The following is a 24,331-nucleotide window of genomic DNA, read 5'->3' as shown; positions in this document are numbered from 1 at the left end:
GGATGTCCCCGGCGCCGTTGATCCGACTATTGCTTGGCTGCTCTTTCTTTTTCAAGCTTTTTCAGCCAGCTTTTCGCCTGTTTTCTGACATTGACCGGTGCGGTGCCGCCATAGGAGGTGCGGCTGCGAACCGATTTGTCGACCGACAGCACAGAGAAGACATCGGCGGTGATCTCAGGATCCACCGACTGCATGTCTTCAAGTGTCAGCTTGTGCAGCTCGATATTGCGCTCGGCGGCCATGGCGACAAGGGTGCCGGTGACATGGTGGGCGTTGCGGAAGGGCATGTTGAGACTGCGCACCAGCCAGTCGGCCAGATCGGTGGCGGTGGAATAGCCTGAACCAGCGGCCTTTTTCAGCTCTTTGACATTGGGCTCAAGGTCGCTGACCATACCGGTCATGGCCGCGACACAGAGGGACAAGTTCTGCAGGGCGTCAAAGGTCTGTTCCTTGTCTTCCTGCATGTCCTTGGAATAGGTCAGCGGCAGGCCTTTCATGACGATCAGCAAAGCGTTGAGGGCACCGATGATGCGGCCGGATTTGGCACGGACCAGTTCGGCGGCATCGGGGTTGCGCTTCTGTGGCATGATCGAGGAGCCGGTGGAGAATTTGTCGCTCAGTTTGACAAAACGGAACTGGGCGGAAGACCAGATGACCAGCTCTTCGGCAAAGCGCGACAGATGGATGGCGCAAATGGAGGCCGCCGACAGGGCCTCAAGGGCAAAGTCGCGGTCTGACACGCTGTCCAGCGAGTTGGCTGTCGGGCGGTTAAAGCCCAACGCCTTGGCGGTCATGTGACGGTCGATCGGGAAGGAGGTGCCTGCCAGCGCGGCAGCGCCAAGCGGGCTTTCATTCATCCGCTTGCGGGCATCCTGCACCCGGCCCCGGTCACGAGCCAGCATCTCGACATAGGCCAGCATGTGATGACCGAAAGTCACCGGCTGGGCGCTCTGCAGATGGGTAAAGCCGGGCATGACGCTGGCGGAAAATTCCACGGCCTTGTCGGCAAATGCCTGTTGCAACTCGAGCAGCTGACCATCAAGGGTATCGAGGGTTTCGCGCACCCAGAGGCGGAAATCGGTGGCGACCTGATCGTTGCGCGAGCGCGCCGTATGCAGACGACCGGCGGTCGGGCCGATCAGATCCGCAAGGCGGCTTTCCACATTCATGTGAATGTCTTCCAGCGCGCGCGAAAAAGTGAAGGTACCCGCCTCAATTTCTCCCGCGATTGTGTCTAGACCATCCTTGATGGCTTTGGCATCATCGCTCGTGACGATGCCCTGCTCGGCCAACATGCTTACATGAGCTTTCGAACCGGAGATATCCTGGGCATAGAGTTTTTTGTCAAAATCGATGGAAGCGTTGATTTCTTCCATGATTGCATCTGGGCCTTCAGAAAAGCGCCCGCCCCACATTTTGTTGCTCATAATAGATGTTCCAGTCTGTATGTGCTTGTTGCCGTGCTTTATGCCACAACAAAATTGGGCTGTCAGCGCTTTTGAGGTAGAAAATTCTGCAGACTTCTGGACAACAGAAATCAGGCCGGATCAAGGCAGGAAAAATAAGAAAGACCAATAAGGTAGGAGAGATATGGTGAAGGGAATGAAGCAGTGGGCCAGCAAGGTCCTTTTGATGATGGGCATGCTGATGCTGCCAGCGGTCGGTTGGGCAGCGGATGCCTGCCCCGCCTCCAAGGCGCGGATCGACAGCATTGACCCGCTGATCAAGGGCGCGATTGCGGCCCTTCAGATCAGTGGTCACCCCAGAGATATGTCCGGCCTTTCCTTCAAACGCGAAGATGGCAGCGATGTATCGGTTGCCGATTTCGAAGGTAAGGTGCTGCTGCTCAATCTTTGGGCCACATGGTGCGCGCCCTGCCGTCACGAAATGCCTGACCTCAATGCCCTGCAGGCAAGTGTTGGCGGGGATGACTTCGAGGTTGTCACCATCAGTCTGGATCGCAAGGCACCCGCCAAGGCGCGGGAATTCTTCGATGCCTTTAAGCTCAACGATCTTGAGCTGTTCTATGATGAAGGCATGGCGCTGTTCCCCACTTTGCGCAAACAGGGTATGGCGTTCGGCATGCCAACGACCCTGATCATTGATCAGGATGGCTGCTCACTGGCCCATATGTCAGGGTCGGCACCTTGGGCTGACGAACAGGCCAAACTCATGATCCGGGATGTGATTGGCAAACAGTAAATCGGTGCCGTCTGCTCTGATCTCACAAAAAAAGCCCGGATTTTTCCGGGCTTTTCCTATTCAGACCGACAAGTCCACCGATCCACCAAGGCCCGCCGGGGCAGGGGGCGGTGTTGCGACCTTGGCCGGGCTTGATGCTGCACTGGCGGCAGGCGAGGGCGTAGGGCTCGGGGCTGAGTAGCTGGTCTGGGCGACATGTCCTCCCCCACCAGCGGCTGATACTCCACACATCGTCTTTCTCCTCATGGTTTTGGTTTGCCCCATGAGATTTGACTTTTGTCCTTAATCGACAATGAAGAAGCGCTCTCGGCGGTATCACAATTGCGTCAGAAGCGTAGGCTTTGCCTTGTCGCTCGGGCAAAGAAAAACCCGGCAAAGGCCGGGTTGCAGACTTGTGTCGGGTATCGGCTTTCAGGCAAGGTCAGGCCTTGATATTGACCGACCCGCCCATCCCTTCCGGGGTTGCTGCATTATTTTGCAGGCCCTGCTGGACGAGCTTGTCGAGAATGCCAGTCATGGCATTGTCGGCATTGTGGGCAATCTTGGTCAGGGTGCTGCCAAGTTCCATATTGGTCTCCGCTGCGTTTTTCGCAACCATTGCAGAGGCCAGAGAGACGACAGAAGACATGGGTATTTGCTCCAGATCATTGGATCCTATGAAGCGTTAGTTTCGCATCTGTTCCTTAAGTCAGGGTAAACAAAAAGCTAAACAAATTGATCGAACTTGAAGGAATGCCTGCCGGGTGGTGGAGGCCCGGCAAGCATTGGCTGGTGTCAGGGGCCGGTAGCGGCCCGCTGGCTATGGAGCCCTTGTCAAAGAATCCGGTCGGAAGGATTTGCCATAGATGGCTTGGTGCAAACGATCGCTGTCGGTCCGGGTCAGCAGGCAGATTGCCTGCTCCGAGAGCTTGCGCAACAAAGGCGGGCCAAGCGTCTCTGACCGGTCAAAGATGTCAAACAGCTTTGCCAGACAATCGTCACCGGCAATGCGGTTGAGGTTGATTGCTCCACAGCCATGGCAATGATGAACGAGCATCACGTCGCCGGTTCTGGTGCGGCCATATTTGTCAAAGCCATGATGCTTGAAGGTCAGGCCGACCGGTTTCATACCGCCGTGACAGGTGGAGGCGCGGTTGCCGGGTTTGGTGTCAACATGACAGGACCAGAGGCAATGCGGGCAGTGGTTGCGTTGCGTGGTGCCTATCTGCTCTGCCGGAAACACCATTTGCTGACAATGGTGGCAGCGAAAGGCTTCGTTTGTCGTGTGCCAGCGTTTGCGGCTCTTTTTGTCTCGTTTGTCTTTGGGGTGATGGGTTAAAGGACGCTTGCGCTGTTTGCTGCAAGGATGAGGGTGTTTCATTGTCTATTCCGTTCATCATCAGAAGGATGATTGGACAGACCAAAATCTTGTGGTGTGATCGGCTTTGCCAGATACCGGGATTCCAGACAGAAGGATGCCCGTCAGCGAGCTTCAAGCCACAATGCTTCAAGTCGCAATGCTTCAAGTCTCTGGGGCGACGGCATCCAGGACGCATCAACCGTTCTGACCGCATGCCATTGTTTCTGGTTGGGCATGGGAAAGAGGCGTGCGGAAAACAGCGCGCGGCGCTTGCCGTGCAAGATGCAGCGGAGCGTCGATGAGCTGTTTATTCTGTGTGGGAGAAGAAGATTTTGCTGCCATAAGGGCTGCTGACGTCTGATCCTGCCCGGACGCGAGCATGGAGGTCAGAGGTCATGCAACCATCGGCATCGACTGATTGTTGGTCGATGCTAGGCGCTTACAATCTCTTTTGTGGGACGGTATGACATAAAGCCCTTTCTTGCATTTGCACAGCCTGCATAACATCGGTTTGGCGGGCCTGCAAGCACCGGCAGAATGCCGGCAAACAAAAGGGCGCATGCGTGACAAAAAAGGCACCCGGCCGAAACCGGGTGCCTTGAGCAAAAACCATCGATCCTTTGGCCGCTGCTTAGCGGGTTGGCACCGGCTCGTCGCCGCGATAGTCGTAGAAACCCCGCTGGGTCTTGCGGCCAAGCCAGCCTGCTTCGACATATTTGACCAACAGCGGACATGGGCGATATTTGGTATCGGCCAAGCCTTCATAAAGCACCTGCATGATGGACAGGCAGGTGTCGAGACCGATGAAGTCGGCCAGCTGCAGCGGGCCCATCGGGTGGTTGGCGCCAAGGCGCATGGCGGTATCAATGGATTCGACCGAGCCAACACCCTCGTAAAGGGTATAGATGGCTTCGTTGATCATCGGCAGCAGGATGCGGTTGACCATGAAGGCGGGGAAGTCTTCGGAAACCGCAACAGTCTTGCCCAGGCTGTCAGCGAATTTCTTCGAGGTGATATAGGTTTGCTCGTCCGTGGCAATGCCGCGCACCAGTTCGATCAGCTTCATCACCGGCACCGGATTCATGAAGTGAATGCCGATGAATTGCTCGGCACGATCGGTCGACGCAGCCAGACGGGTGATGGAAATCGAGGATGTGTTGGATGCGATCATCGCGTCGGGGCGCAGCACCGGGGTCACTGCGGCGAAGATCTTGCGCTTGGTTTCCTCATGTTCGGTGGCGGCCTCGATGACCAGATCGACTTCGGCCATGGCTTTGAGCTCGGTTGCCGGAATGATGCGGCCCAGAGCTGCGTCGCGTTCGGCTGCACTGATCGTGCCTTTGGAGACCTGGCGATCCATGTTTTTCTTGATCGTGGCCATGCCTTTGTCGAGATTGTCCGCGCTCAGATCGTTGAGGACCACGTCATAGTTTGACAGGCCGCAGACATGGGCAATGCCATTGCCCATCTGTCCAGCGCCAATGATGCCGACTTTCTTGATTTCAGAAATCATCCTGCTCACCGCTTGCCGCTGTTGCGGCTACTTCTTGGGGTTCTTGTTTTTTTCCCATCGCGCGGGCCGCTTGTTGCTAGCCATCGCGTGGTCTGGGCGGAATAGTGGCAGATTATAGGCTATTTCGCAAATGCGAAAAGCACGAAAGGGTGCCGATGGGGCACCCTTTCGAAATTTGTTCCATCCGGCCAGATTGTGAAGGCGGAAGCCTTGGTTCAGAGGGCTTTTTCCAGCTCGGGCAGAATGTCGAACAGGTCGCCAACAATGCCATAATCCGCCACCTGGAAGATCGGAGCTTCCTCGTCCTTGTTGATGGCAACAATGACTTTGGAATCCTTCATGCCTGCCAGATGCTGGATGGCACCGGAAATGCCCGCCGCGATATACAGCTCGGGAGCAACAACCTTGCCGGTCTGGCCGACCTGCAGATCGTTCGGTGCATAGCCAGCGTCAACCGCCGCGCGGGAGGCACCAATGGCGGCGCCCAGTTTGTCGGCGATTGGGGTCAGAATGGCGTTGAACTGTTCTTCGGATGCCAATCCACGACCACCGGAAATGATGACGCGGGCTGCGGCCAGTTCCGGACGGTCGGACTGGGACAATTCTTCGCTGACGAAGCTGGCACCAGCCGGAGCATCGGCTGCGGCCACGCTTTCAATGGCAGCCGAGCCTTCGGTGGCAGCGGCAGCGAAGTTGGCGGTCCGCACGGTGACGACCTTTTTCGCGTCGCTTGTCTTCACGGTCTGGATGGCGTTGCCAGCATAGGTCGGACGCTCGAAGGTGTCAGCCGCGATGACTTTGGTGACGTCGGACAGCTGCATCACGTCGAGCAGGGCAGCGGCGCGTGGCATATAGTTTTTGCCGTTGGCGGTGGCTGGCGCAACAAAGGCGTCATAACCATCGGCCAAAGCCACAATCTGGGCAGCCATGGCTTCGGCCAGCTGATGCTCAAGGGCATCGCTTTCGGCAACCAGCACCTTGGCGGCACCACTCAGCTTGGCGGCTTCCTCAGCAACGGCACCACAGCCTTTGCCTGCGACCAGCACATGAACGTCTGCGCCAAGGGCGACAGCTGCGGTCATGGCTTTGGTGGTGGCTTCATTCAGTGCCGCATTATTGTGTTCGGCAATCAGAAGGGTTGTCATGATCTTGTGTCTCCTCTTTCTGCCTTACAGCACGCCAGCTTCGTTTTTCAGCTTGTCGACCAGTTCTGCGACGCTTTCCACCTTGATGCCAGCTTCGCGGGCAGCCGGTTCGGCGGTGGCAAGGATCTCGTGACGCGGCGCGATGTCAACGCCATAGTCTCCGGCTTCCTTGGTATCAAGCGGCTTTTTCTTGGCCTTCATGATGTTGGGCAGGGAGGCATAGCGTGGTTCGTTCAGACGCAGGTCAGAGGTGACCACGGCAGGTAGGGCAATCTTGATTTCCTGCGAACCACCATCGATTTCGCGGGTGATGGATGCGGTTTCGCCTTCAATATCGATTTTGGAAGCGAAGGTGCCTTGCGGCCAGCCCAGCAGGGCGGAAAGCATCTGGCCGGTCTGGTTGCTGTCATCGTCAATGGCCTGTTTGCCAACGATGACGAGACCGGGCTGTTCTTCCTCGACCACGGCTTTGAGCAGTTTGGCAACGCCGAGTGGTTCCACATGGGCGTCGGTCTTGATCAGGATTGCGCGGTCCGCCCCCATGGCAAGACCGGTGCGCAGGGTTTCCTGCGCCTGTTGTGGACCAACGGAGACCAGAACGATTTCCGTCGCCGTGCCCGCTTCTTTCATGCGAACGGCTTCTTCTACCGAGATCTCGTCAAACGGGTTCATGGACATTTTCACGTTGGCAAGATCAACACCGGTTCCGTCTGCTTTGACACGGATTTTGACGTTGTAATCGACAACCCGTTTCACGGGTACGAGAATCTTCATGGATCGTCTCTCCCACATGAACCGGCATAGGCCAGTTCAGAAGTTGCTTGAATTGAATAGAACTGTACGCATCTGATGAACGCATGAGGGGCGCCTTTCGCAATCGGAAAGATGCGCCCTGACGGTCGGCTGCTGCAAGTTTGGGGAGGACGGTAATGGCATGGATTGGGGCTGTCAACAATCCGTCCGTCGCAGTCGCATGACTTTCGGTTATAATTACGTTACGTATACGTAATTTATCCACTGCGTTGGAAAAGTGGAACATTGGCATATTTCATCAGGGGGATGAGGAAGGCCCCGGTTGCTGCTCCGCCAACATGGGCCCACCAGGCGACGCCTTCATCGACGCTGGTGACGGAGTTGAAGATCTGCAAGGCAATCCAAGCGCCCAGACAATAGAGCGCAGGGACCGGCAGCGGAATGCGTCCGAGCACCAGAATCCAGACCTTGACGCGCGGATGGAGCAGCAAATAGGCGGCAATGATGCCGGCCGTCGCCCCGGAGGCGCCAATCAAAGGGATGGGAGATCCCCAATTGATCATCATGTGCAGGGCAGCAGCGCCCATGGCACACAGGCAATAGAAGAGCAAGAAGCGGCCATGGCCCATGGCGTCCTCGATATTGTCACCAAAGACCCAGAGAAAAGCCATGTTGCCGATCAGATGCATCCAGTCGGCATGAAGGAAGGCGTATGAGATGGGGGCAGTCAGCAGGATTGGCTCGGTGAGCGCAATTGCACTCAGATTTTGGCGGGCAAAGTCGCTGGGGATAAGGCCATAGGCCAGCGCATAATCCTGAAGCACAAGGCCGCCGGAGCCGGATGTGGTGATCACAAAGACCACCACATTGGCAAGGATCAGGCCAAGGGTTGCATACTGCCAGCGGACATGGGTGAGATCATTCTTGTCATGCAGCGGTATGAACATCTGGCGGTTCCATTCTGTCCCGGCCCTCGGGCTGAAGGCTGTTTCGGGATCAGTTTAGCGGTTTTGTCCCGGAACCCAAAGCACATCTTCCTTGCCCATATTGTTCGCCACCCGGGCTGCAACAAAGAAGAAGTCGGACAGACGGTTGACATACTGGATGCAGATGTTGGAAACCGGCTCGTCTTCCATGGCGGCCAAGGCGGTCATCAGACGCTCCGAACGACGTGAGACGGTGCGGGCCAGATGCAGATAGGCCGACGCACGGGAGCCGCCGGGCAGGATGAAGCTTCTGAGTGGTTCGAGATCAGCATTCAGCTGGTCGATCTGCTGTTCCAGACGCTCGACTTGTGCGGCGGTGATGCGCAGAGGCTCATATTTGAATTCCTGCCCCCGGTCCGGGGTGGTGAGGTCGGCGCCAAGATCGAACAGGTCATTCTGGATCTGCGACATCATGGCGTCCATTTCAGGCAGGTCCGCCAGTTCCAGCCGGACAAGACCGACGATGGAGTTGGTTTCGTCAACCGTGCCATAGGTTTCCACACGCAGGTCATGCTTGGCGACGCGGTCGCCACTGCCGAGCATCGTGGTGCCTTTGTCGCCGGTGCGGGTATAGATCTTGTTCAGGCGGACCATGGAGCAACTTTCCGTATTTTGCACCCGGACCCGATGCGGCGTTGGCCAATCCGGCGGGTGAGCAGTCAAGGGATGATGTCAGCCGTCCAGATGCGCGGCTGATGGGGCAAGAAGAATCATGCAATTGCGTTCGCACACCAGTGTAGATGGCACATGCGCGCATGCAACTTGTTCTTTTTACATAGCAAGCGCACGCGCCGATCAAGGCCGGTTGGACAAGCGGGACGGCGGTTTATGCGATCAATGGCAGGGGTCAGGTCATCACATAGAGGCTGGCCATGACCAGAATAATGGCCACGAACTGCAGGATCACCCGCCAGCGCATAAGGGATTGCGAGCGGCTGGGGCTGCCGCCGCGCAGCATATTGTAAAGCCCCAGTCCAAGAACAATGGCGACTGCGATGAGCGCGATCGGGACGAGAGTGGGCAGAAGGGCTGACATTCTTGGTGTTCCTTTTAAGGGAGATGCATCGGGCGATGCGCCGGGCCTGCCGCTATGCGCGATCAAGCGTCGCAGGCGGCTTCCTCCACTCTAGCAGGTTATACGGATAACGGAAAAGACCTCGGGCGCACGACTTTTGTCGATTGCCGCCTTAAGATGTCGGGTCAGTCGCCAGCAGCGCGCAGAAAGGTCTCAAGCGGTTTGCTTGGCAAAAGGCGCTTCAGGCAGGCCATCAGATAGGTCGGCACCGTGACCATGTAATAGGGCTTGGGGGAGGTGCTTTCGATCGCATGGATGAGTTTTTCGAACACCGCTTCAGGGGATTTCTCGAACCGGTCAGGCTGATCGGAATCCATTTTTTCCAGTCTGCTCTGGTAACGCTCCTTGTAAGGCGAGCGATTGATGTTGATCGAATCGATGAAGCGTCTGCGGGCGGTTTCGCGAAACTGGCTGGTGATCGGGCCGGGTTCGATGGTCGAGACATGGATGTTGGAGCCATGAAGCTCAAGGCGCATGGTGTCGGTGAGGCCTTCGAGTGCGTATTTCGAGGCGACATAGGCACCACGGAAAGCCAGCGGCACAAAGCCGAGCACCGAGGAACACTGGACAATGCGGCCATGGCCCTGGGCCCGCATCACCGGAATGATCTGGCGGGTCAGTTCATGCCAGCCAAAGAAGTTGGCTTCAAATTGCTGCCTGAGCACATCGGTGGGCAGATCTTCGACCGCGCCGGGCTGACCATAGGCCCCATTGTTGAACAGGGCATCAAGTTTGCCGCCGGTGTGATTGAGAACGGCTTCCTTGCAGGCGGAAATGGATTGCTGATCGGTATAGTCGAGATAAATGGCCGTCAGACCGGCGTCGCGCAGAGCTTCGAGATCCTCAACCTTGCGTGCGGTGGCAAAAACCTGCCAGCCTTTTTCCTTCAGGCGCAGCGCACAATGGTGTCCGATGCCGGTGGAGCATCCGGTGATGAGTATTGATCTTTGGGCCATTTCTTCCTGTCTCATACTTTTAGCTAATAGTGGTTTACCAGACATTGGCAAAAAGAAAAGGGTGCTTCTTGCCGAAACACCCTTTCTGTCGTCACGTCTTCGAGACATTTTACCAAAGCTTGCTAGGTTTCCTGCATCTTAGCCAAGCAGGCGACGGGCAATGACCTGGGCTTGAATTTCGCCTGCCCCTTCAAAAATATTCAGGATGCGTGCATCACACAGGACACGGGAAATCTCATATTCCAGTGCAAAGCCATTGCCACCGTGAATTTGCAGGGCATTGTCGGCCGCGGCCCAAGCGACGCGCGCGCCAAGCAGCTTGGCCATGCCTGCCTCGACATCGCAGCGTTTGTCATGGTCTTTCTGGCGGGCGGAGAAATAGGTCAACTGGCGGGCAATCATGATTTCAACAGCCATCATCACCAGCTTGTCGACGACGCGCGGGAAATTGATTAGCGATTTGCCGAACTGGGCTCGTTCCTGTGCATAGCGCAAGCCCAGATCCATAGCGCATTGGGCGACGCCAATGGCACGGGCTGCCGTCTGGATGCGGGCGGATTCAAAGGTCTGCATCAATTGCTTGAAGCCTTGCCCTTCGACGCCGCCCAGCAGGGCGTCTTTCTTGACCTCGAAATTGTCGAAGGAAATTTCATATTCCTTCATACCACGATAGCCGAGCACTTCGATCTCGCCGCCATCCATGCCGGCCGCCGGGAAGGGATTGGCATCGTCGCCGCGCGGTTTTTCTGCCAGCAGCATGGACAGGCCCTTATAGCCGGGTTCTTCGGGGTTGGTGCGGACCAACAGCGTCATCAGATCGGCGCGGACCGGATGGGTGATCCATGTTTTGTTGCCGGTCACCTTGTAGCTGTCGCCATCGCGCACGGCGCGGGTCTTCAGGCTGGCCAGATCAGAGCCGGTGTTGGGCTCGGTGAAGACGGCGGTTGGCAGGATTTCGCCCGCCGCGATGCGTGGCAGCCAGCTTTCTTTTTGTTCGTCATTGCCGCCGCAAATGATCAGTTCGGCGGCGATTTCCGAGCGGGTGCCAAGCGAGCCGACGCCGATATAGGCGCGGGACAATTCTTCCGACACCACGCACATGCTTTCCTTGCCAAGGCCCAGTCCGCCAAACTCTTCCGGGATGGTCAGGCCAAAAACACCCATTTCAGCCATCTTGTCGACAATGTCGAGGGGGATATAGGCATTGTCCAGATGCCATTGATGGGCATGGGGTTTGACTTCGCTGTCGGCAAAGCGGCGCATTTCCTCGCGAAACGCTTCCATGGTCTCATCAAGACCGGCATCGCCATAGGAAGCGGCCCCTTCTGCGGCTTCGATCAGCGCGATCAGGCGATTGCGGATGGTTGGTGTGTTGCCTTCTGTGATCAGGCGCACAATTTGCGGGCAATAGGCCTTCTGGATGGCCTCAAAGGGCAGGTTGAAATCTGCCAGACGGACAATTTCACCTTGAGTCATCGGGATGCCGCCAAAGATCTGGGCGAGATATTCGGCAAAGGCGATGCGGGTGATCAACATTTCCATTTCGCCAAAGCGGCCTTCGTCTGAAAGCGTGCTGGCATAGCCGCGCATTTCCTTGAGCGCTTCGACATAGGTGGCGAACCAAGCAAATCCGTGGGTGGCACGCTGTTCAGCCTCGATCCGTTCTGCGCTGATGCGATCCTCGACAACCACCTTGGCCCGCACTTCGGTCTTGATGGCTTCGAGCAGGGTTTCGATGGCGGTCAGGGCGGCACCTGTGTCGTCCATGAAGGTCTCTGGCGTCGGGATGGCTTGGGTCTGAATGGTCAGGGTCATGGATCTTCCTCCTCCTTTAAGACTGCGCGTCGGTCTGAGTGCCGCTTGGGTCGCGCGGTCGAAAATCCGTTTATGCTGCACTGCACAGTGAAGGGCGGGCCGTCACTTGGCAATTGGCCAATGGATTAATGGAAAGTCATGTTGCACTGCCGTTGAAGCGGGAGATGGGACGTGATTTGACGGGCTTGGCAATGGTGCCAAAGGAACCGGTGACTGCGCGCGGCATTTGGATGCAGGCAAGGCTGTGATGGAAAGAAGGAAAAGGTGCTTCTCTTCTATTGCCTGTCGCCTTATCTGGCTTTGCGGCTGGCGATCAATACACCAGTGGCGGTGATGATGATGCCAACGATCTGCATCAAGGTGATCGGCTCGTCGAACAGCAGATAGGAAATGACCGCAGTCACCGCCGGGATCATATAAAAAAGGGCGGCTATGTTGGAGACGGCGCCATGCTCGATGAGCCAGAGCAACAGGAAGATGGCACCGATGGATAGGACCAGAGTGAGCCAGCCAAGGGCAAAGATGAACTCGCCTGACCAGACAATCGTTTGGGTCTCGGTGGCAAAACTCAGTCCGGCACACAGGAGGCAGGCGGCGAGATATTGCCAGATGGTGGCGGCGCGCATGTCGAGATTGGCGGCAAAGCGTTTCTGATAGACGGTGCCAAAGGAAATGGACAGCATGGCAGCGCAAACCACGCCTATCTGGGGCGGGGTGACGGAAAAATCCCCACCGCTCAAGCGCGGATAAAGCACCAGGCAAATGCCGATCAATCCCAGTATGAAACCAAACAGGTGATTGCGCGTCAGGCGCTCGCCCAGAATGCCACGGGCAAAGAAGGCAGTCATGGCCGGTTGCAGACCCATCACGAGAGCCGCGAGCCCGGCAGGCATGCCATTGTCAATGGCCCAGAAGACACAAGGCAGATAGACGCCGTGGATCAGCAAGCCTGTTACAAACGCATGAAAGGCCTGTTTCGGAGTGGGCCATTTGGCACGCAGCATCAGGGAAATGGGCAAGAGAAGCGCAAGGACCAGCGAGAAACGCATGGCCAGAAAAGTCATCGGTTCGGAATAGGGCGCCCCCATCCGTGCGCCGATGAAGCCGGTCGACCACAAGACGACAAACAGGGCAGGGGTTGCTTGCGCAAGGCTTGGCTTTGTCTTGGTTGACATGGAAAGACCCTTTGATGGCAGGCCGAAGCGGGAAACAGAGCGGGCAGGTTTAGGATCCCTATCCGGTCAAACCCTAATTGTCCATCCATCCCTTGCGGTTTCGCGATTTTGTGACGGATTGCTTTTTATGATTGCAGCTTATAAGGATTGCGACGGATAGCGTCTTTGCGTCAGGGTGTCGGGAATGTCTCAGATTTGGGAATGGGTGTTGGTTCCGGTTCGGATCTTCTGGCGGTTTTCGGACAATCATGGTTTCGCGTTGGCCAGCAATATTGCCTTCTCTATTCTGCTATCGCTGTTTCCTTTCCTGCTGATCATCACCGGGGTGACCGTTTGGGCCGGTGGGCAGGAGCTGGGGAATATCCTTCAGGATTTGCTGCCCTTCCTGTTGCCTGATCCGATCGCCCATATCCTGCAACCGGATGTGGATGCGGTGATTGCCGAGCGAACGGGAAGCTTGTTGTCCCTGTCTCTTGTGATCTTTCTTGTGACGCTGACCTCGTTGGTCGAGAGCCTGCGCGAAGGACTGAACCGTGCCTATGGTTATTATGAGCGCCGGTCGATCCTGTCGCGCCGGGCGATGGGGCTGATTGCTGTCATCGGGGCGATTTTGGTGATGGTGTCGGTGGCGGCTGGTCTGTTCATGGCCCCGCTGGCATGGCAGATCGCCAAGCCGCATTTGCCGTGGCTGCAGGACTTTCAGGTGACGTTTGATGTGGTGCGCCTGAGTATTGCCCTGCCGATCCTGACGGCCTTTCTTGTCGCCAGCCATCGCTGGTTGCCGATGCGGGTAATCGAGTGGGATGATCTGTGGCCCGGGGTTTTGACCACGCTGGTTCTGTGGTGGATCACCGCAGAGGCCTACTCCTACTATTTGTCCCATTTTGCACAATATGCCAAGGTCTATGCGGGGCTTGCCGGGGTGGTGGCGACCCTCATCTTCCTGCACATTATTTCAATGATCTTTTTGTTCGGTGCAGAGGTGAATGCCTGGCGGATTCGCTGGCAGCGGCTCAATCGCAACCGAGTGACAAAAGCGGATCTTGAGCATCCCGACCCGAAGCAGCATGCGGAGGGCGTGACGGAAAAAGAAGATGACGAGCATGTCTGAGGATCTGCGCTATCAGACAAGCAATGCGTGACATGGGAAATGCGTGACATGGGATATGAAAAAGGCCGGTGTGACCGGCCTTTTTCCTGCGCTTTTGACAGGTAGAAATCAGATTTCTTCGCCACGGCTGGCCAGAATCACCTCTTCGGCGGAGCGCAAGCCGGTCCGGCTGGTGTTGACCAGACAGGACATGTTGCCCGGCTGATGGCGGTTGTTGAGCATCAGATCGTGGGCCTTGGGGATCTGGTCCCAAGTGAAGACCTCTGACATGCAAGGATCCACATGGCGGTCAATGACCATCTGGTTGGCGGCCATGGCCTGTTTGAGATGGGCAAAGTGTGAGCCCTGAACCCGCTTCTGGTGCATCCAGAGATAACGGGCATCCATGGTCAGGTTGAAGCCTGATGTGCCTGCGCAAATGACCACCATGCCGCCGCGTTTGACGATGAAGGTGGATACCGGCATGGTCGCTTCACCGGGATGCTCGAACACCATATCAACATTGTTGCCTTTGCCGGTAATGTCCCAGATGGCCTTGCCGAAATTGCGCACTTCCTTGAACCATTCGGCATATTCGGGCGAATTGACCTTGGGCAACTGGCCCCAGCACTTGAAATCCTTGCGGTTCAGCACGCCACGGGCACCCAGGCTCATGACGAAATCGCGCTTGGATTCGTCCGAGATCACACCGATGGCATTGGCTCCGGCGGCCGCTGCAATCTGGACGCCGAAAACGCCAAGACCGCCCGAGGCGCCCCAGATCAGCACATTCTGACCGGGTTTCAGCTCGTGGGGATTGTGGCCGAACATCATGCGGTAGGCGGTGGCCAGGGTCAGCACATAGCAGGCGCTTTCTTCCCAAGTCAGGTGTTTCGGACGAGGCAGCAACTGTTGCGCCTGAACGCGGGAAAATTGCGCAAAGGAGCCGTCCGGGGTCTCATAGCCCCAGATCCGCTGGGTGGGCGAGAACATCGGATCGCCGCCATTGCATTCCGCGTCGTCGCCATCATCCTGATTGCAGTGAATGACCACTTCGTCGCCGACCTTCCAGCTCTTCACCTTCGAGCCGACGGCCCAAACGATGCCCGAGGCATCGGAGCCGGCAATATGATAGGGATTTTTATGCACGTCGAGCGGCGAAATTGGCTCGCCAAGGCCTGCCCAGACGCCATTATAATTGACACCAGCGGCCATGTTGAGGACCAGCACTTCGTGACTGTCCAGCTCCCAGGTCGGGACGACCTCGATCTGGAAGGATTGTTCCGGTGGGCCGTGACGGTCCTGACGGATCGCCCAGGCATACATCTCTTTGGGCACATGTCCCAGTGGCGGGATTTCACCGATCTCATATAGATCTTTTTTTTCACCGGTGGTGCCCTGAGCAAGCAGTTCTTCAGCCATTTATGCTCCTCCTGACATAGAAAGCCATTGCATTGGTCATATTGCGCCGCAGCAACTTTGGACTGCGAACTGCGCTTTATGACGCACTTGCGAAACTATCCGAAATTATTTTGCGCAAAGATATACGTCTTATTGCCAATTTGCTTTTTGCGTGTGCGAAGAGACACTCTTGTTTGAACAAAAAGAAGTGACCAAGGGGAAGGGTGTGGAACGACGCCTATTGCCCTATGGAACAAAAGCTGAAGTGCCGTAGGGGGTTGCGGGTCCATCTGCCTTGCCATCGCGTTCGAAGGTGGATCAGAGAGACACGACCCTTGGCGGGTGATCGGGAGGAACCAGAGATGACCCATCAACACAGTGTGAACGAAAGTATGAAGGCTGACACCGGGCACGCGGCAAGCGAGATGCGGCAAAAGGACCGGCCCTGGCTGTTTCGGACCTATGCGGGCCATTCCACGGCCAAGGATTCCAATGCCCTTTATCGCACCAATCTGTCCAAGGGTCAGACCGGCCTGTCGGTGGCGTTCGATCTGCCAACCCAGACAGGGTATGACCCGGACCATGCGCTGGCGCGCGGCGAGGTGGGAAAGGTGGGGGTGCCAATTGCCCATATTGGTGACATGCGGGCCCTGTTCGATCAGATTCCGCTTGAGCAGATGAACACTTCGATGACCATCAATGCGACGGCGGCATGGCTGTTGGCGCTTTACATCGCGGTTGCTGATGAGCAGGGTGCGGATCGGGCCAAACTGGCTGGCACCACCCAGAATGATCTGATCAAGGAATATCTCTCGCGCGGCACCTATGTCTTTCCGCCCAAGCCATCCTTGCGGCTGACCACCGACATTATCGGCTTCACCTATCGCGAAATGCCGAAATTCAACCCGATGAATGTCTGCTCTTATCATTTGCAGGAAGCAGGCGCGACGCCTGTGCAGGAGTTGGCCTATGCCCTGTCGACGGCGATTGCCGTGCTGGATGCGGTCAAGGAAAGCGGCGTGATGAGCGAAGCTGACTTTCCGGAAGCGGTCGGGCGGATCTCCTTCTTTGTCAATGCGGGCATGCGGTTCGTGACCGAAATCTGCAAGATGCGGGCCTTTGTCGATCTGTGGGACGAGATTTGTCTTGAGCGGTATGGGGTCAAGGAAGAGAAATATCGTCGCTTCCGCTATGGGGTGCAGGTCAATTCCCTCGGCCTCACCGAGCAGCAGCCGGAGAATAATGTCTACCGCATCCTGATCGAGATGCTGGCGGTGGTTTTGTCGAAAAAGGCGCGGGCGCGGGCGGTGCAGTTGCCTGCCTGGAATGAGGCCCTTGGCTTGCCGCGTTCGTGGGATCAGCAATGGTCGCTGAGGATGCAGCAGATCATGGCGTATGAAACGGACTTGCTTGAATTTGGTGATCTGTTTGATGGCTCCAAGGAAGTCGATGCCAAGGTCGAAGCGCTGAAGGCAGAAGCGCGCGAGGAGATGGTTCGCATTCAGGAAATGGGCGGCGCGATCTCGGCGATTGAATCAAGCTATATGAAACAGAAGCTGGTGGAATCAAACGCCAAGCGGCTTGAAGGCATCGAGCGCGGCGATCAGACCCTTGTCGGGGTGAACCAGTTTCAGCAAAGCGAACCGTCGCCGCTATCTTCTGGCGATGGTGGTTCGATTCTGACCGTTGATCCTGCCGTTGAGCAGGAAGCGGTCGAGAAGATCAAGGCATGGCGCGAGGGCCGCGACAACGGGGCTGTTGAAGCGGCGCTGGCCGCGTTGAAGGATGCCGCTGTGAGCGGGACCAATATCATGGAGCCTTCCATTGCTTGCGCCAAGGCGGGGGTGACCACCGGTGAATGGGGTCAGGTCTTGCGCTCGGTCTTTGGCGAATATCGCGCCCCGACCGGGGTTGGCAAGGCGGCTTTGGCCACCAGCGAAGAGCTGGCTGGCGTGCGCGAGAAAGTGGATGCAGTGTCCGAGACGTTGGGGCGGCGCTTGAAAATTCTGGTCGGCAAGCCGGGCCTTGATGGCCATTCCAACGGAGCGGAGCAGATTGCCGTGCGGGCACGGGATTGCGGCATGGAGGTGGTCTATCAGGGCATTCGTCTGACACCGGAGCAGATCGTCAATACTGCGCTCGAAGAAGGGGTGCATGTGGTGGGGCTGTCGATCCTGTCCGGTTCGCATCTGGCGCTGGTTGACGATGTGATGGACCTGATGCGGGCATCCGGGCTGGATGATGTGCCCGTGGTGGTTGGCGGCATTATTCCGCCCGTAGACGCGGCGCATCTGTTGGAGCATGGGGTTGCCGCTGTCTATACGCCGAAAGACTTCCAGCTGAATGAAATCATGAAGAATATTGCCGAACTGGTTGCCTAACCAAACAGACTTGATCAGGCTTTGCGGTAGGTGCCCGACCGCATTCCTCTGTGCCCGCTGGTGGCTGAAACTCGTTGGTCGGTGGGCTAACTGGAAGCCCGCAATCTTACACGATTGCGGGCTTTTTTTCTTTCCACATTGGATGGAGAGGCGACGGCCAAGGCCATTAGCTCTTGACCAGATCGCTCAGCATGGATTGGAGCCTTTCGGGATCAATCGGCCGCTGCATCCAGCCATCAAAGGGAGCCAACGCTGCCGGGGTCGGGTCGGAGGAGACCGCGATCAGAGGCATCGCATCCCATGCCTTGTTGTCGCGGATGCGCCCGGCCAGTTCCCAACCATCCATGCCTTCCATACGGATGTCGAGCAGCATGAAGTCCGGCAGATCGGTTGCCTGTTCAGATGCCAAGCGTGTTAGCGCTTCTTCGCCGGAAGAGGCATGGCTGGTGGCGCAGCCCATGGCTTTGAGCAATTCGGAGATGATCAGCTGATTGGTGGCATTGTCGTCGACAATCAGCCCGGCAAAACCGAGGCCGTCTTCTGTTGTCGCTTTGGTGTCGCTGTCGTCTTTATCCTCTGGTAGTGGAGCGGTTGCGACCACATCAAGCGGCAGACGGACAAAGAAGACGGCACCCGTGGGCTTGTTGGCAGCCGCCCAGATCTTGCCATGCATCATTTCGACAATCGTCTTGACGCTCCACAGACCAAGACCTGACCCGGCGACCCCTTCGGAACTGGTGCCGCGCTGATAGGGTTCGAACAGCAGGCTTGGGTCTGCAACGCCAAAGCCGGGGCCATTGTCGGCGAAATCCAGCGCCAGCTCGTTGCCTTCCTTGATGGTGGCCGACAGGGTGATGGTCGAGTCGGGGGCATATTTGATGGCATTGTCGAGCAGCAGGGTGAAAAGCCGGTTGAAATAGGTCGGATCGGGGCTGGCAAAGGCGGTGGATTTGAGGGCCGGATCAAGCACCAGCCTGAAATGGGCACCGCGTGCCTCGGCAAGACCTGATGCCACTTGCTCAAAATCCTTAAGCAGTTTGACCAGCTGCATGCTGTCTGTCGGCAGGGCTTCATGCATGGCAGCGCCGTCTTCCATCATTGCCATGGCATTGTTGGCGGCCAGATGCAAAGCCTCAAGCAAAGCAGTGCAGTTGGCCGGATTTCGGGATTTCCGGATCAATGTGCTCAGGGAGACGATGGCGCTCAACTGGGTGCGCAGGTCATGGTGAAAGCTGTCGACTTCACGAGTCTGGTCAACATTTTCTTGATTCTTGTATTCCATTTTATGCTATAGGCACCCTTAGATGTGCATTTTCAAGAGGTTGTCGATCCGCATGATGCCTCTTTCCCTGCCAACTTGCCATCCTCAATTCGATTGAGACAGGTGTCAGTTTAATTGCCAAAGCATTGGCATCACAAGGACTTTGCTTCCTTGCGTCCGTGACCTGCCTCATGTCCCCGCCTGCCTGCCCCGGAGGTCTCCATGGCCGATATTCTCTTGATTGTTTTTCCCATCTTTGCGCTGATCGGTCTTGGTTATGGCGTGGTGATCATTGGCCTTGTGCCGCAGGATGTCGGGGCGGCCCTGTCGAAATTCGTTTTCACCATCCCACTGCCCTTGCTGTTGTTCCGAAATCTGGCGACCAATGATCTGGCCGGACAGGCGCCGTGGCCCTTGTGGGGGGCTTATTTCCCCTGTCTGTTTGCGGTTTGGATTTTGGGGATGATTTTGCTGGCGGTGGTCTTCAAGCGCGAGGGCAAGGCACTGGCCGTGGCCGGGATTTCCGCTGGCTTCTCCAATCTGGTGCTGCTTGGCATTCCAATGATCACCGGGGTCTATGGCGAAGAGGCGCTGTTTCCCTTGCTGATGCTGCTGACGGTGCATTTGCCTGCTGCGATGCTGGTCAGTTCCATTCTGGTGGAATGGTATGATCGGGAAGAGGGAAAGGCGCTGAATGTCGGCGCTGCTCTGCTCAATGTGGCCAAGGGGCTTGCGGCCAATCCGATCGTCGTTGGCATCGTGGCCGGGGGGCTGTGGAGCCTCACCGGTTTTGGCATCCCACAGGTGGCTTCGGTGGTGATTGACAAGATCGTGCCCGTGACCGTGCCTCTGGCCTTGATGTCGATGGGCATGGGGATGCGCAAATACGGGCTGAGTGGCGACATCCTGTCGGGCTTCCTGCTGGCGCTGATGAAGACTATGCTGCTGCCCGCTCTGTTCCTGCTGATCACCAGCACACTGATTCCGTTGCCAACTGAATGGGTGGCTGTGATCCTGATTGGTGCGGCCTGTCCGACCGGGGTTAATGCCTATTTGCTGGCCGAGCATTTTGGTGTCGGGCACCGGGTGGCGGCCAACACCATCACCCTGTCGGTGCTCTTGGGGCTGGTGACCCTGCCCTTCTGGATTTCCGTCTCGCACCAGATTCTGGGTCAATAGAGAAACGCAGCCAGATCGTCGTCGGAAAACGCAATCATGGTGCGGATGTCGGCGGGTGTCGCACCTTGCGCGCGCAACGTCTTCAAGCTCAGATCCCCACGGGATTTGGAGAGCTTTTGCCCTGCAATGTCAGTCAGCAACCGATGGTGATGATAGAGTGGGGCGGGTAGAGCGAGAAGTTGTTGCAACAGCCGGTGCAGGCCGGTGGCGTGGTAGAGATCTTGCCCTCGCACCACATGGGAAATCTTTTGCACGGCATCATCCACCACCACCGACAAATGATAGCTGGTCGGGCAGTCCTTGCGCGCCAATATCACATCGCCCCATGCCTTTGGCTGAGCAGGAATGGCGGACACTTGCGGATAGGATGGGCTGCGAGGGCCATTTTCCTGCCAGTTGAGGGGGGCGGACGCCACCAATTTCATTGCCTTTTCCATGTCGAGCCGCCAGGCACAGTCACCATTCGCATGCTCTTTCTCCTTGAGCAAATGGCGGGGGAACAGCGGTGCTCCATCCGGATCGCACGGATGCGGGTGCCCTGTTTGTTCTTCTGAGCGGGCGATGGCCTGCCGGATCTCTTTGCGGCTGGCGATGGAAGGATAGAGCAGGCCTCGCTGTTTCAATTGATCAATGCTTGCCGCATAGACGTCAAAACGGCTGGATTGCTGCACGACCGGTTCAGGCCAGTCGAGGCCCAGCCATCGCAGGTCATCGGTCATCTGGTTGACCTGGTTCGGGGTGCAGCGGATGGTGTCGATGTCCTCGATGCGGAGCAGAAACTGTCCCTGCATGCATTGTGCCGCTTCGAAATTGATCAGAGCCGAGAGGGCGTGGCCCAGATGAAGAGCGCCATTGGGGCTGGGGGCAAAGCGGAAAATCGGGCACATCGGGTCTTGTCCGGTTGCGGGAGGAGGCAATCTGGTGATTGATAGCCCCTTCGGGCAGGGAGTGTCTATAGGGACGCCAAGTGAGAAAGATCGATTATGGAACGCTTTAAGGATCAGTCAGATCTCGATGCGGCTTTGGTGCGGCTCGGTCAGTTGGACCGGCGCTGTGTGCCTTTCATCGAACTGTGCCAGCCGATCCCTTTGCGGCAACGGCCCGGAGGCCTTGGGGGTTTGTTGCGGATCCTGTTGGGGCAACAGGTCTCGGTTGCGTCGGCCAATGCCATTTGGCAGCGCTTTGAGGCGGCCTATCCGGGCATGGAGGCCAAAGCGTTGGCCGAGGCGAGCGAAGAGGATTTGCGTGCCTGCTCTCTGTCACGGCCGAAAATCAAGGCGGTGACAAGGATCGCCCAAGCCTTTGCAGATGGCTTTGATCCCGATGGGTTGCTGGAACAAGGCCTGTCTGTGGTGCGCACGGAATTGCTTGCGTTGCATGGGGTGGGACCATGGACAGCCGATATCTATCTGCTGTTCTGTCTTGGGGGGCGTGATGTGATGCCGTCCGGTGATCTGGCCTTGCAGGTGGCCGCCGCCCATCTGGTGGGGGCGGACGAGCGGCTCAGCGCCAAGCAATTGGAGGAGTTGGCGGCAAGCGCGTGGCAACCAGAGCGCAGCGCGGCTGCGCATTTGCTCTGGGCGATCTATCGCGACCTGAAAGCAGGGCGCGACGGAGTGATCTGATCAGGCCTGACCATAGAGCTTGTCGAGCCAGCCCTTGAGGAAGGGCAGCAGACGGAACACAAAGCCGAAGACACCATCCCGGCCAAATGCGCCGACGAGGCCAATGGCGCCGAGAATGCTGGACAGCACGGCATTCCAGCCGCCAAAGGAAAGACCGAGAATGCGCATCTGGGCGACCGAGCAACTGATCAGTTCGGTTTGTTGAAGTTGCTGCAGCAGATTGGCGGCATTGTTGGTGATTTCAACGGTGTTTGTGCAGTCGCTGGGACCCATCCAGAATTCCCACTCGGCACCGGCCTGATAGACGCCCACGCCCGCGCTGTAGAACATCAGGCCCGACAAGGCCAAAAGCATCAGCCGGACAAAAGGTGCGGGGGCCTTTAGACGGATCGCAAGCACCAAAATGGCTGCGAGCGGTACCATGGCGTAATGGGTGTGACGCTGGATGTAGCACAATTGGCACGGCTGGAAACCGCCAATATGTTCGAAGCCAAGGGAACATAGGGAAATGAAGGCAGATCCCAGAAAGAGCAGGAGGGCGCTCATGCGTTGGGTGTCGGAAAGCGGGGTCGTCAATGTCATTGTCTGTCATCCAAGGGACGGGATGCGGGCCGGGAGGGCCAAGCTTGGCAGGTGTCAGAGCTTTAGGGGGCAACCATGTCGAAAATTTGTCAGTGTGGAACCAGATATTTCGCCACAACGAAACCGCCGATCAAGACGATCAGCGACACGGTGAAAACCAGACCGAGCCTTTTCTCGATGAAATCGCGAATAGGAGGGCCGAGCCAATAGAGCAACGCTGCGACGGCTAAGAAGCGAATGCCCCGGGCGATGACGGAAGCGACCAGAAAGACCGGCATGGCCAGCCCTGTGGCGCCCGACGCAATGGTGATGACCTTGTAGGGAAAGGGTGTAAGACCGGCAATCAGCACGATCCAGACGCCCCATTCATTGTAGCGTTCTGTGAAAGAAGCGAATTTGTCCGCATAGCCATAGAAGCTGAGGATCGGCTGAGCCAACTGGTCAAACAGAAAGGCACCGATGATATAGCCCAGCAACCCACCGAGCACGGAAGCCGCCGTGCAAATGGCAGCGTAGAGCCATGCTTTTTCGCGCTTGGCGATGACCATCGGGATCAATAGCGCGTCTGGCGGGATGGGGAAGACCGAGCTTTCGATGAAGGAAACCGACCCGAGCGCCCAAGGGGCGCGGGGGCCTGATGCCAGACCCATTGTCCAATCATACAATTTGCGCAGCATCGGGGATCATCTCTCTCTTGTCTCTGCCGGAGGCGGAATGTCTCAGTTCAGATAGGGCACCTTTGTGCCTTGTTCCAGTGGCGCGAGCATAGGGGCCACTGGTTAAGGGGGTGTCAAATCGTGTTGACTATGGAAGAATTGTGACGCTTGTCTGTTGACGGGAGAATTTTTGCTTCTATATTCCCACCTCACGTGCCCCTGTGGCGGAACTGGTAGACGCGACGGATTCAAAATCCGTTTCCTTCACCGGAGTGCCCGTTCGAGTCGGGCCAGGGGCACCATTTCTCTTCCTGGTAAAATGTTCACATCCTTTCGCACGCACGGCCATCATTGCGCTTTGGCGCCCATTTGATGCGTCTTGTTGGCTATAGAAGCGTGCGGACGGCATTCAACAGCATCAGCAGTGCCAGACCGGTCAGCAGATATTTGAAGATTTTGCGGAACAGGCTTTCATCCATCATATGCAAGATCTTGCCGCCGGTGATGGTCCCCAGATAGCCGGACGCGATCATTGCCAGCAGCAAACCGATCCAAGCTTTAAACGCAAAGCCGACAAAGCCGAAGGCAATGATCTTCAAGCCATGTTGAAGGGTCATGGCGGTTGCATGGGTTGCAACGACCCCCTGACGGTCCGGGGCCTTGCCGGCCACGATGGCAGCGACAAGGGGGCCGGTTGCACCGACAAACATGCCGACAAGTGAGGAAAAGGCACCGCCAAATCCGATGGTTGCCGCGCCGCCTTGCATGAATTTGGGTCGCGGAGCCCAGACCAGAAACAACACGAACAGAGCAAGGATGATCTTCAACAGGGCATCGGGCAAGGCGATCACGATTTGCGATCCGACCGCCGTACCAAGGATCGCGCCGATGGCAAAGGCCAGCATGAAGGTCCATCGAATATGGGAACGCAAGTGCCATGCCCGCCCTGCATTGGAACCCATCTGGACGATGCCGTGGGCTGGAATGAGGGTTGCGACGGGAATGACCATGCTCATGATTGCCAACAACGCAACTCCGCCACCAATGCCAAAGGCGGCAGTCATGGCGGAGGTGGCATAAGCAGCGACAATCAGACCCCACAGAGCGAGCTCACTAAGGCCGGTGTCGGCAAAGATTGGCAGAGATTCTAACATGATCGCCCCCTTGCATCGGGCTTGCGGGATTGGGTTGTCTGGC

24 protein-coding genes and 1 tRNA gene are annotated in these 24,331 nt (G+C 57.1%); 6 read left to right on the top strand and 19 right to left on the bottom strand.

Annotated features, from left to right (window positions below; translation table 11 throughout):
• Positions 1 to 26 precede the first annotated feature (26 nt).
• The gene (gene argH, locus FDK21_RS07205) at positions 27 to 1,427 is read right to left on the bottom strand and encodes an argininosuccinate lyase (protein WP_114008477.1); all 1,401 of its coding nucleotides are present in this window, start codon (positions 1,425 to 1,427) and stop codon (positions 27 to 29) included.
• Positions 1,428 to 1,602: 175 nt separating this feature from the next.
• On the opposite strand from argH, the gene FDK21_RS07200 reads away from it, so the two are divergent.
• Entirely contained in the window at positions 1,603 to 2,202 is a 600-nt protein-coding gene (locus FDK21_RS07200; RefSeq protein ID WP_246657539.1) for a TlpA disulfide reductase family protein, read from the top strand.
• A 60-nt stretch (positions 2,203 to 2,262) separates the two neighbouring features.
• Here FDK21_RS07200 and FDK21_RS20600 read toward each other — a convergent pair whose 3' ends face one another.
• The 12 genes from FDK21_RS20600 to FDK21_RS07145 all read right to left on the bottom strand — a co-directional run bounded on the left by FDK21_RS20600 (position 2,263) and on the right by FDK21_RS07145 (position 12,959).
• Positions 2,263 to 2,433, bottom strand: a complete 171-nt coding sequence (locus FDK21_RS20600; protein ID WP_171021990.1) for a hypothetical protein — start codon at positions 2,431 to 2,433, stop codon at positions 2,263 to 2,265.
• Between the two features lie 190 nt (positions 2,434 to 2,623).
• Complete coding sequence (locus FDK21_RS07195) at positions 2,624 to 2,830, bottom strand: hypothetical protein (protein WP_114008479.1); 207 nt, start codon at positions 2,828 to 2,830, stop codon at positions 2,624 to 2,626.
• Positions 2,831 to 3,001: 171 nt separating this feature from the next.
• The gene (locus FDK21_RS07190; RefSeq protein ID WP_138148015.1) at positions 3,002 to 3,562 is read right to left on the bottom strand and encodes an RNHCP domain-containing protein; all 561 of its coding nucleotides are present in this window, start codon (positions 3,560 to 3,562) and stop codon (positions 3,002 to 3,004) included.
• Positions 3,563 to 4,172: 610 nt separating this feature from the next.
• Positions 4,173 to 5,054, bottom strand: a complete 882-nt coding sequence (locus FDK21_RS07185; protein ID WP_114008481.1) for a 3-hydroxybutyryl-CoA dehydrogenase — start codon at positions 5,052 to 5,054, stop codon at positions 4,173 to 4,175.
• 215 nt (positions 5,055 to 5,269) lie between these two features.
• Complete coding sequence (locus tag FDK21_RS07180) at positions 5,270 to 6,199, bottom strand: electron transfer flavoprotein subunit alpha/FixB family protein (RefSeq protein ID WP_138148014.1); 930 nt, start codon at positions 6,197 to 6,199, stop codon at positions 5,270 to 5,272.
• A gap of 24 nt (positions 6,200 to 6,223) precedes the next feature.
• Positions 6,224 to 6,973: an electron transfer flavoprotein subunit beta/FixA family protein gene (locus FDK21_RS07175; protein ID WP_138148013.1), complete on the bottom strand. Its 750-nt coding sequence runs from the start codon at positions 6,971 to 6,973 to the stop codon at positions 6,224 to 6,226.
• A gap of 236 nt (positions 6,974 to 7,209) precedes the next feature.
• Complete coding sequence (locus FDK21_RS07170) at positions 7,210 to 7,899, bottom strand: rhomboid family intramembrane serine protease (protein WP_138148012.1); 690 nt, start codon at positions 7,897 to 7,899, stop codon at positions 7,210 to 7,212.
• Positions 7,900 to 7,953: 54 nt separating this feature from the next.
• Positions 7,954 to 8,532 (bottom strand): cob(I)yrinic acid a,c-diamide adenosyltransferase, encoded by a 579-nt coding sequence (locus FDK21_RS07165; RefSeq protein ID WP_138148011.1) that lies wholly within the window; start codon positions 8,530 to 8,532, stop codon positions 7,954 to 7,956.
• 253 nt (positions 8,533 to 8,785) lie between these two features.
• Positions 8,786 to 8,974 (bottom strand): twin transmembrane helix small protein, encoded by a 189-nt coding sequence (locus FDK21_RS07160; protein ID WP_114008486.1) that lies wholly within the window; start codon positions 8,972 to 8,974, stop codon positions 8,786 to 8,788.
• Between the two features lie 164 nt (positions 8,975 to 9,138).
• Entirely contained in the window at positions 9,139 to 9,969 is an 831-nt protein-coding gene (locus tag FDK21_RS07155) for an SDR family oxidoreductase (RefSeq protein ID WP_114008487.1), read from the bottom strand.
• Between the two features lie 138 nt (positions 9,970 to 10,107).
• Positions 10,108 to 11,784, bottom strand: coding sequence for an acyl-CoA dehydrogenase family protein (locus tag FDK21_RS07150; protein ID WP_138148010.1), 1,677 nt, complete (start codon positions 11,782 to 11,784; stop codon positions 10,108 to 10,110).
• Positions 11,785 to 12,074: 290 nt separating this feature from the next.
• Positions 12,075 to 12,959 (bottom strand): DMT family transporter, encoded by an 885-nt coding sequence (locus FDK21_RS07145; protein WP_138148009.1) that lies wholly within the window; start codon positions 12,957 to 12,959, stop codon positions 12,075 to 12,077.
• A 184-nt stretch (positions 12,960 to 13,143) separates the two neighbouring features.
• Here FDK21_RS07145 and FDK21_RS07140 point away from each other — a divergent pair, with 184 nt between their 5' ends.
• Positions 13,144 to 14,070, top strand: a complete 927-nt coding sequence (locus FDK21_RS07140; protein ID WP_138148008.1) for a YihY/virulence factor BrkB family protein — start codon at positions 13,144 to 13,146, stop codon at positions 14,068 to 14,070.
• Positions 14,071 to 14,178: 108 nt separating this feature from the next.
• On the opposite strand, the gene ccrA is transcribed toward FDK21_RS07140, so the two are convergent.
• Complete coding sequence (gene ccrA, locus FDK21_RS07135; RefSeq protein ID WP_138148007.1) at positions 14,179 to 15,471, bottom strand: crotonyl-CoA carboxylase/reductase; 1,293 nt, start codon at positions 15,469 to 15,471, stop codon at positions 14,179 to 14,181.
• A 404-nt stretch (positions 15,472 to 15,875) separates the two neighbouring features.
• On the opposite strand from ccrA, the gene FDK21_RS07130 reads away from it, so the two are divergent.
• Positions 15,876 to 17,831, top strand: coding sequence for a protein meaA (locus FDK21_RS07130; protein ID WP_138148337.1), 1,956 nt, complete (start codon positions 15,876 to 15,878; stop codon positions 17,829 to 17,831).
• A gap of 166 nt (positions 17,832 to 17,997) precedes the next feature.
• Here FDK21_RS07130 and FDK21_RS07125 read toward each other — a convergent pair whose 3' ends face one another.
• The gene (locus FDK21_RS07125; protein ID WP_138148006.1) at positions 17,998 to 19,113 is read right to left on the bottom strand and encodes a hybrid sensor histidine kinase/response regulator; all 1,116 of its coding nucleotides are present in this window, start codon (positions 19,111 to 19,113) and stop codon (positions 17,998 to 18,000) included.
• A 201-nt stretch (positions 19,114 to 19,314) separates the two neighbouring features.
• Between FDK21_RS07125 and FDK21_RS07120 the strand changes: the two genes are divergently transcribed.
• On the top strand, positions 19,315 to 20,271 hold the full coding sequence (locus FDK21_RS07120) for an AEC family transporter (protein ID WP_114008493.1): 957 nt from the start codon (positions 19,315 to 19,317) through the stop codon (positions 20,269 to 20,271).
• On the opposite strand, the gene gluQRS is transcribed toward FDK21_RS07120, so the two are convergent.
• Entirely contained in the window at positions 20,265 to 21,158 is an 894-nt protein-coding gene (gene gluQRS, locus FDK21_RS07115) for a tRNA glutamyl-Q(34) synthetase GluQRS (RefSeq protein WP_138148005.1), read from the bottom strand. The two genes, FDK21_RS07120 and gluQRS, sit on opposite strands and share 7 nt — an antisense overlap.
• Before the next feature lie 96 nt (positions 21,159 to 21,254).
• Here gluQRS and FDK21_RS07110 point away from each other — a divergent pair, with 96 nt between their 5' ends.
• Positions 21,255 to 21,896, top strand: coding sequence for a DNA-3-methyladenine glycosylase (locus tag FDK21_RS07110; RefSeq protein ID WP_114008495.1), 642 nt, complete (start codon positions 21,255 to 21,257; stop codon positions 21,894 to 21,896).
• On the opposite strand, the gene FDK21_RS07105 is transcribed toward FDK21_RS07110, so the two are convergent.
• Positions 21,897 to 22,478: a disulfide bond formation protein B gene (locus FDK21_RS07105; protein WP_138148004.1), complete on the bottom strand. Its 582-nt coding sequence runs from the start codon at positions 22,476 to 22,478 to the stop codon at positions 21,897 to 21,899.
• Between the two features lie 89 nt (positions 22,479 to 22,567).
• Complete coding sequence (locus FDK21_RS07100) at positions 22,568 to 23,155, bottom strand: YqaA family protein (protein ID WP_138148003.1); 588 nt, start codon at positions 23,153 to 23,155, stop codon at positions 22,568 to 22,570.
• Between the two features lie 194 nt (positions 23,156 to 23,349).
• On the opposite strand from FDK21_RS07100, the gene FDK21_RS07095 reads away from it, so the two are divergent.
• A tRNA-Leu gene (locus FDK21_RS07095) sits at positions 23,350 to 23,436 on the top strand.
• 84 nt (positions 23,437 to 23,520) lie between these two features.
• Here FDK21_RS07095 and FDK21_RS07090 read toward each other — a convergent pair.
• Positions 23,521 to 24,288, bottom strand: coding sequence for a sulfite exporter TauE/SafE family protein (locus FDK21_RS07090; protein ID WP_138148002.1), 768 nt, complete (start codon positions 24,286 to 24,288; stop codon positions 23,521 to 23,523).
• Positions 24,289 to 24,331: the final 43 nt, after the last annotated feature.

Source organism: Cohaesibacter sp. CAU 1516 (assembly GCF_005771485.1).
Taxonomy (GTDB): domain Bacteria; phylum Pseudomonadota; class Alphaproteobacteria; order Rhizobiales; family Cohaesibacteraceae; genus Cohaesibacter; species Cohaesibacter intestini.
Note: the sequence above shows the minus strand (reverse complement) of the source record. Positions and strands in the feature narration are given on the sequence as shown.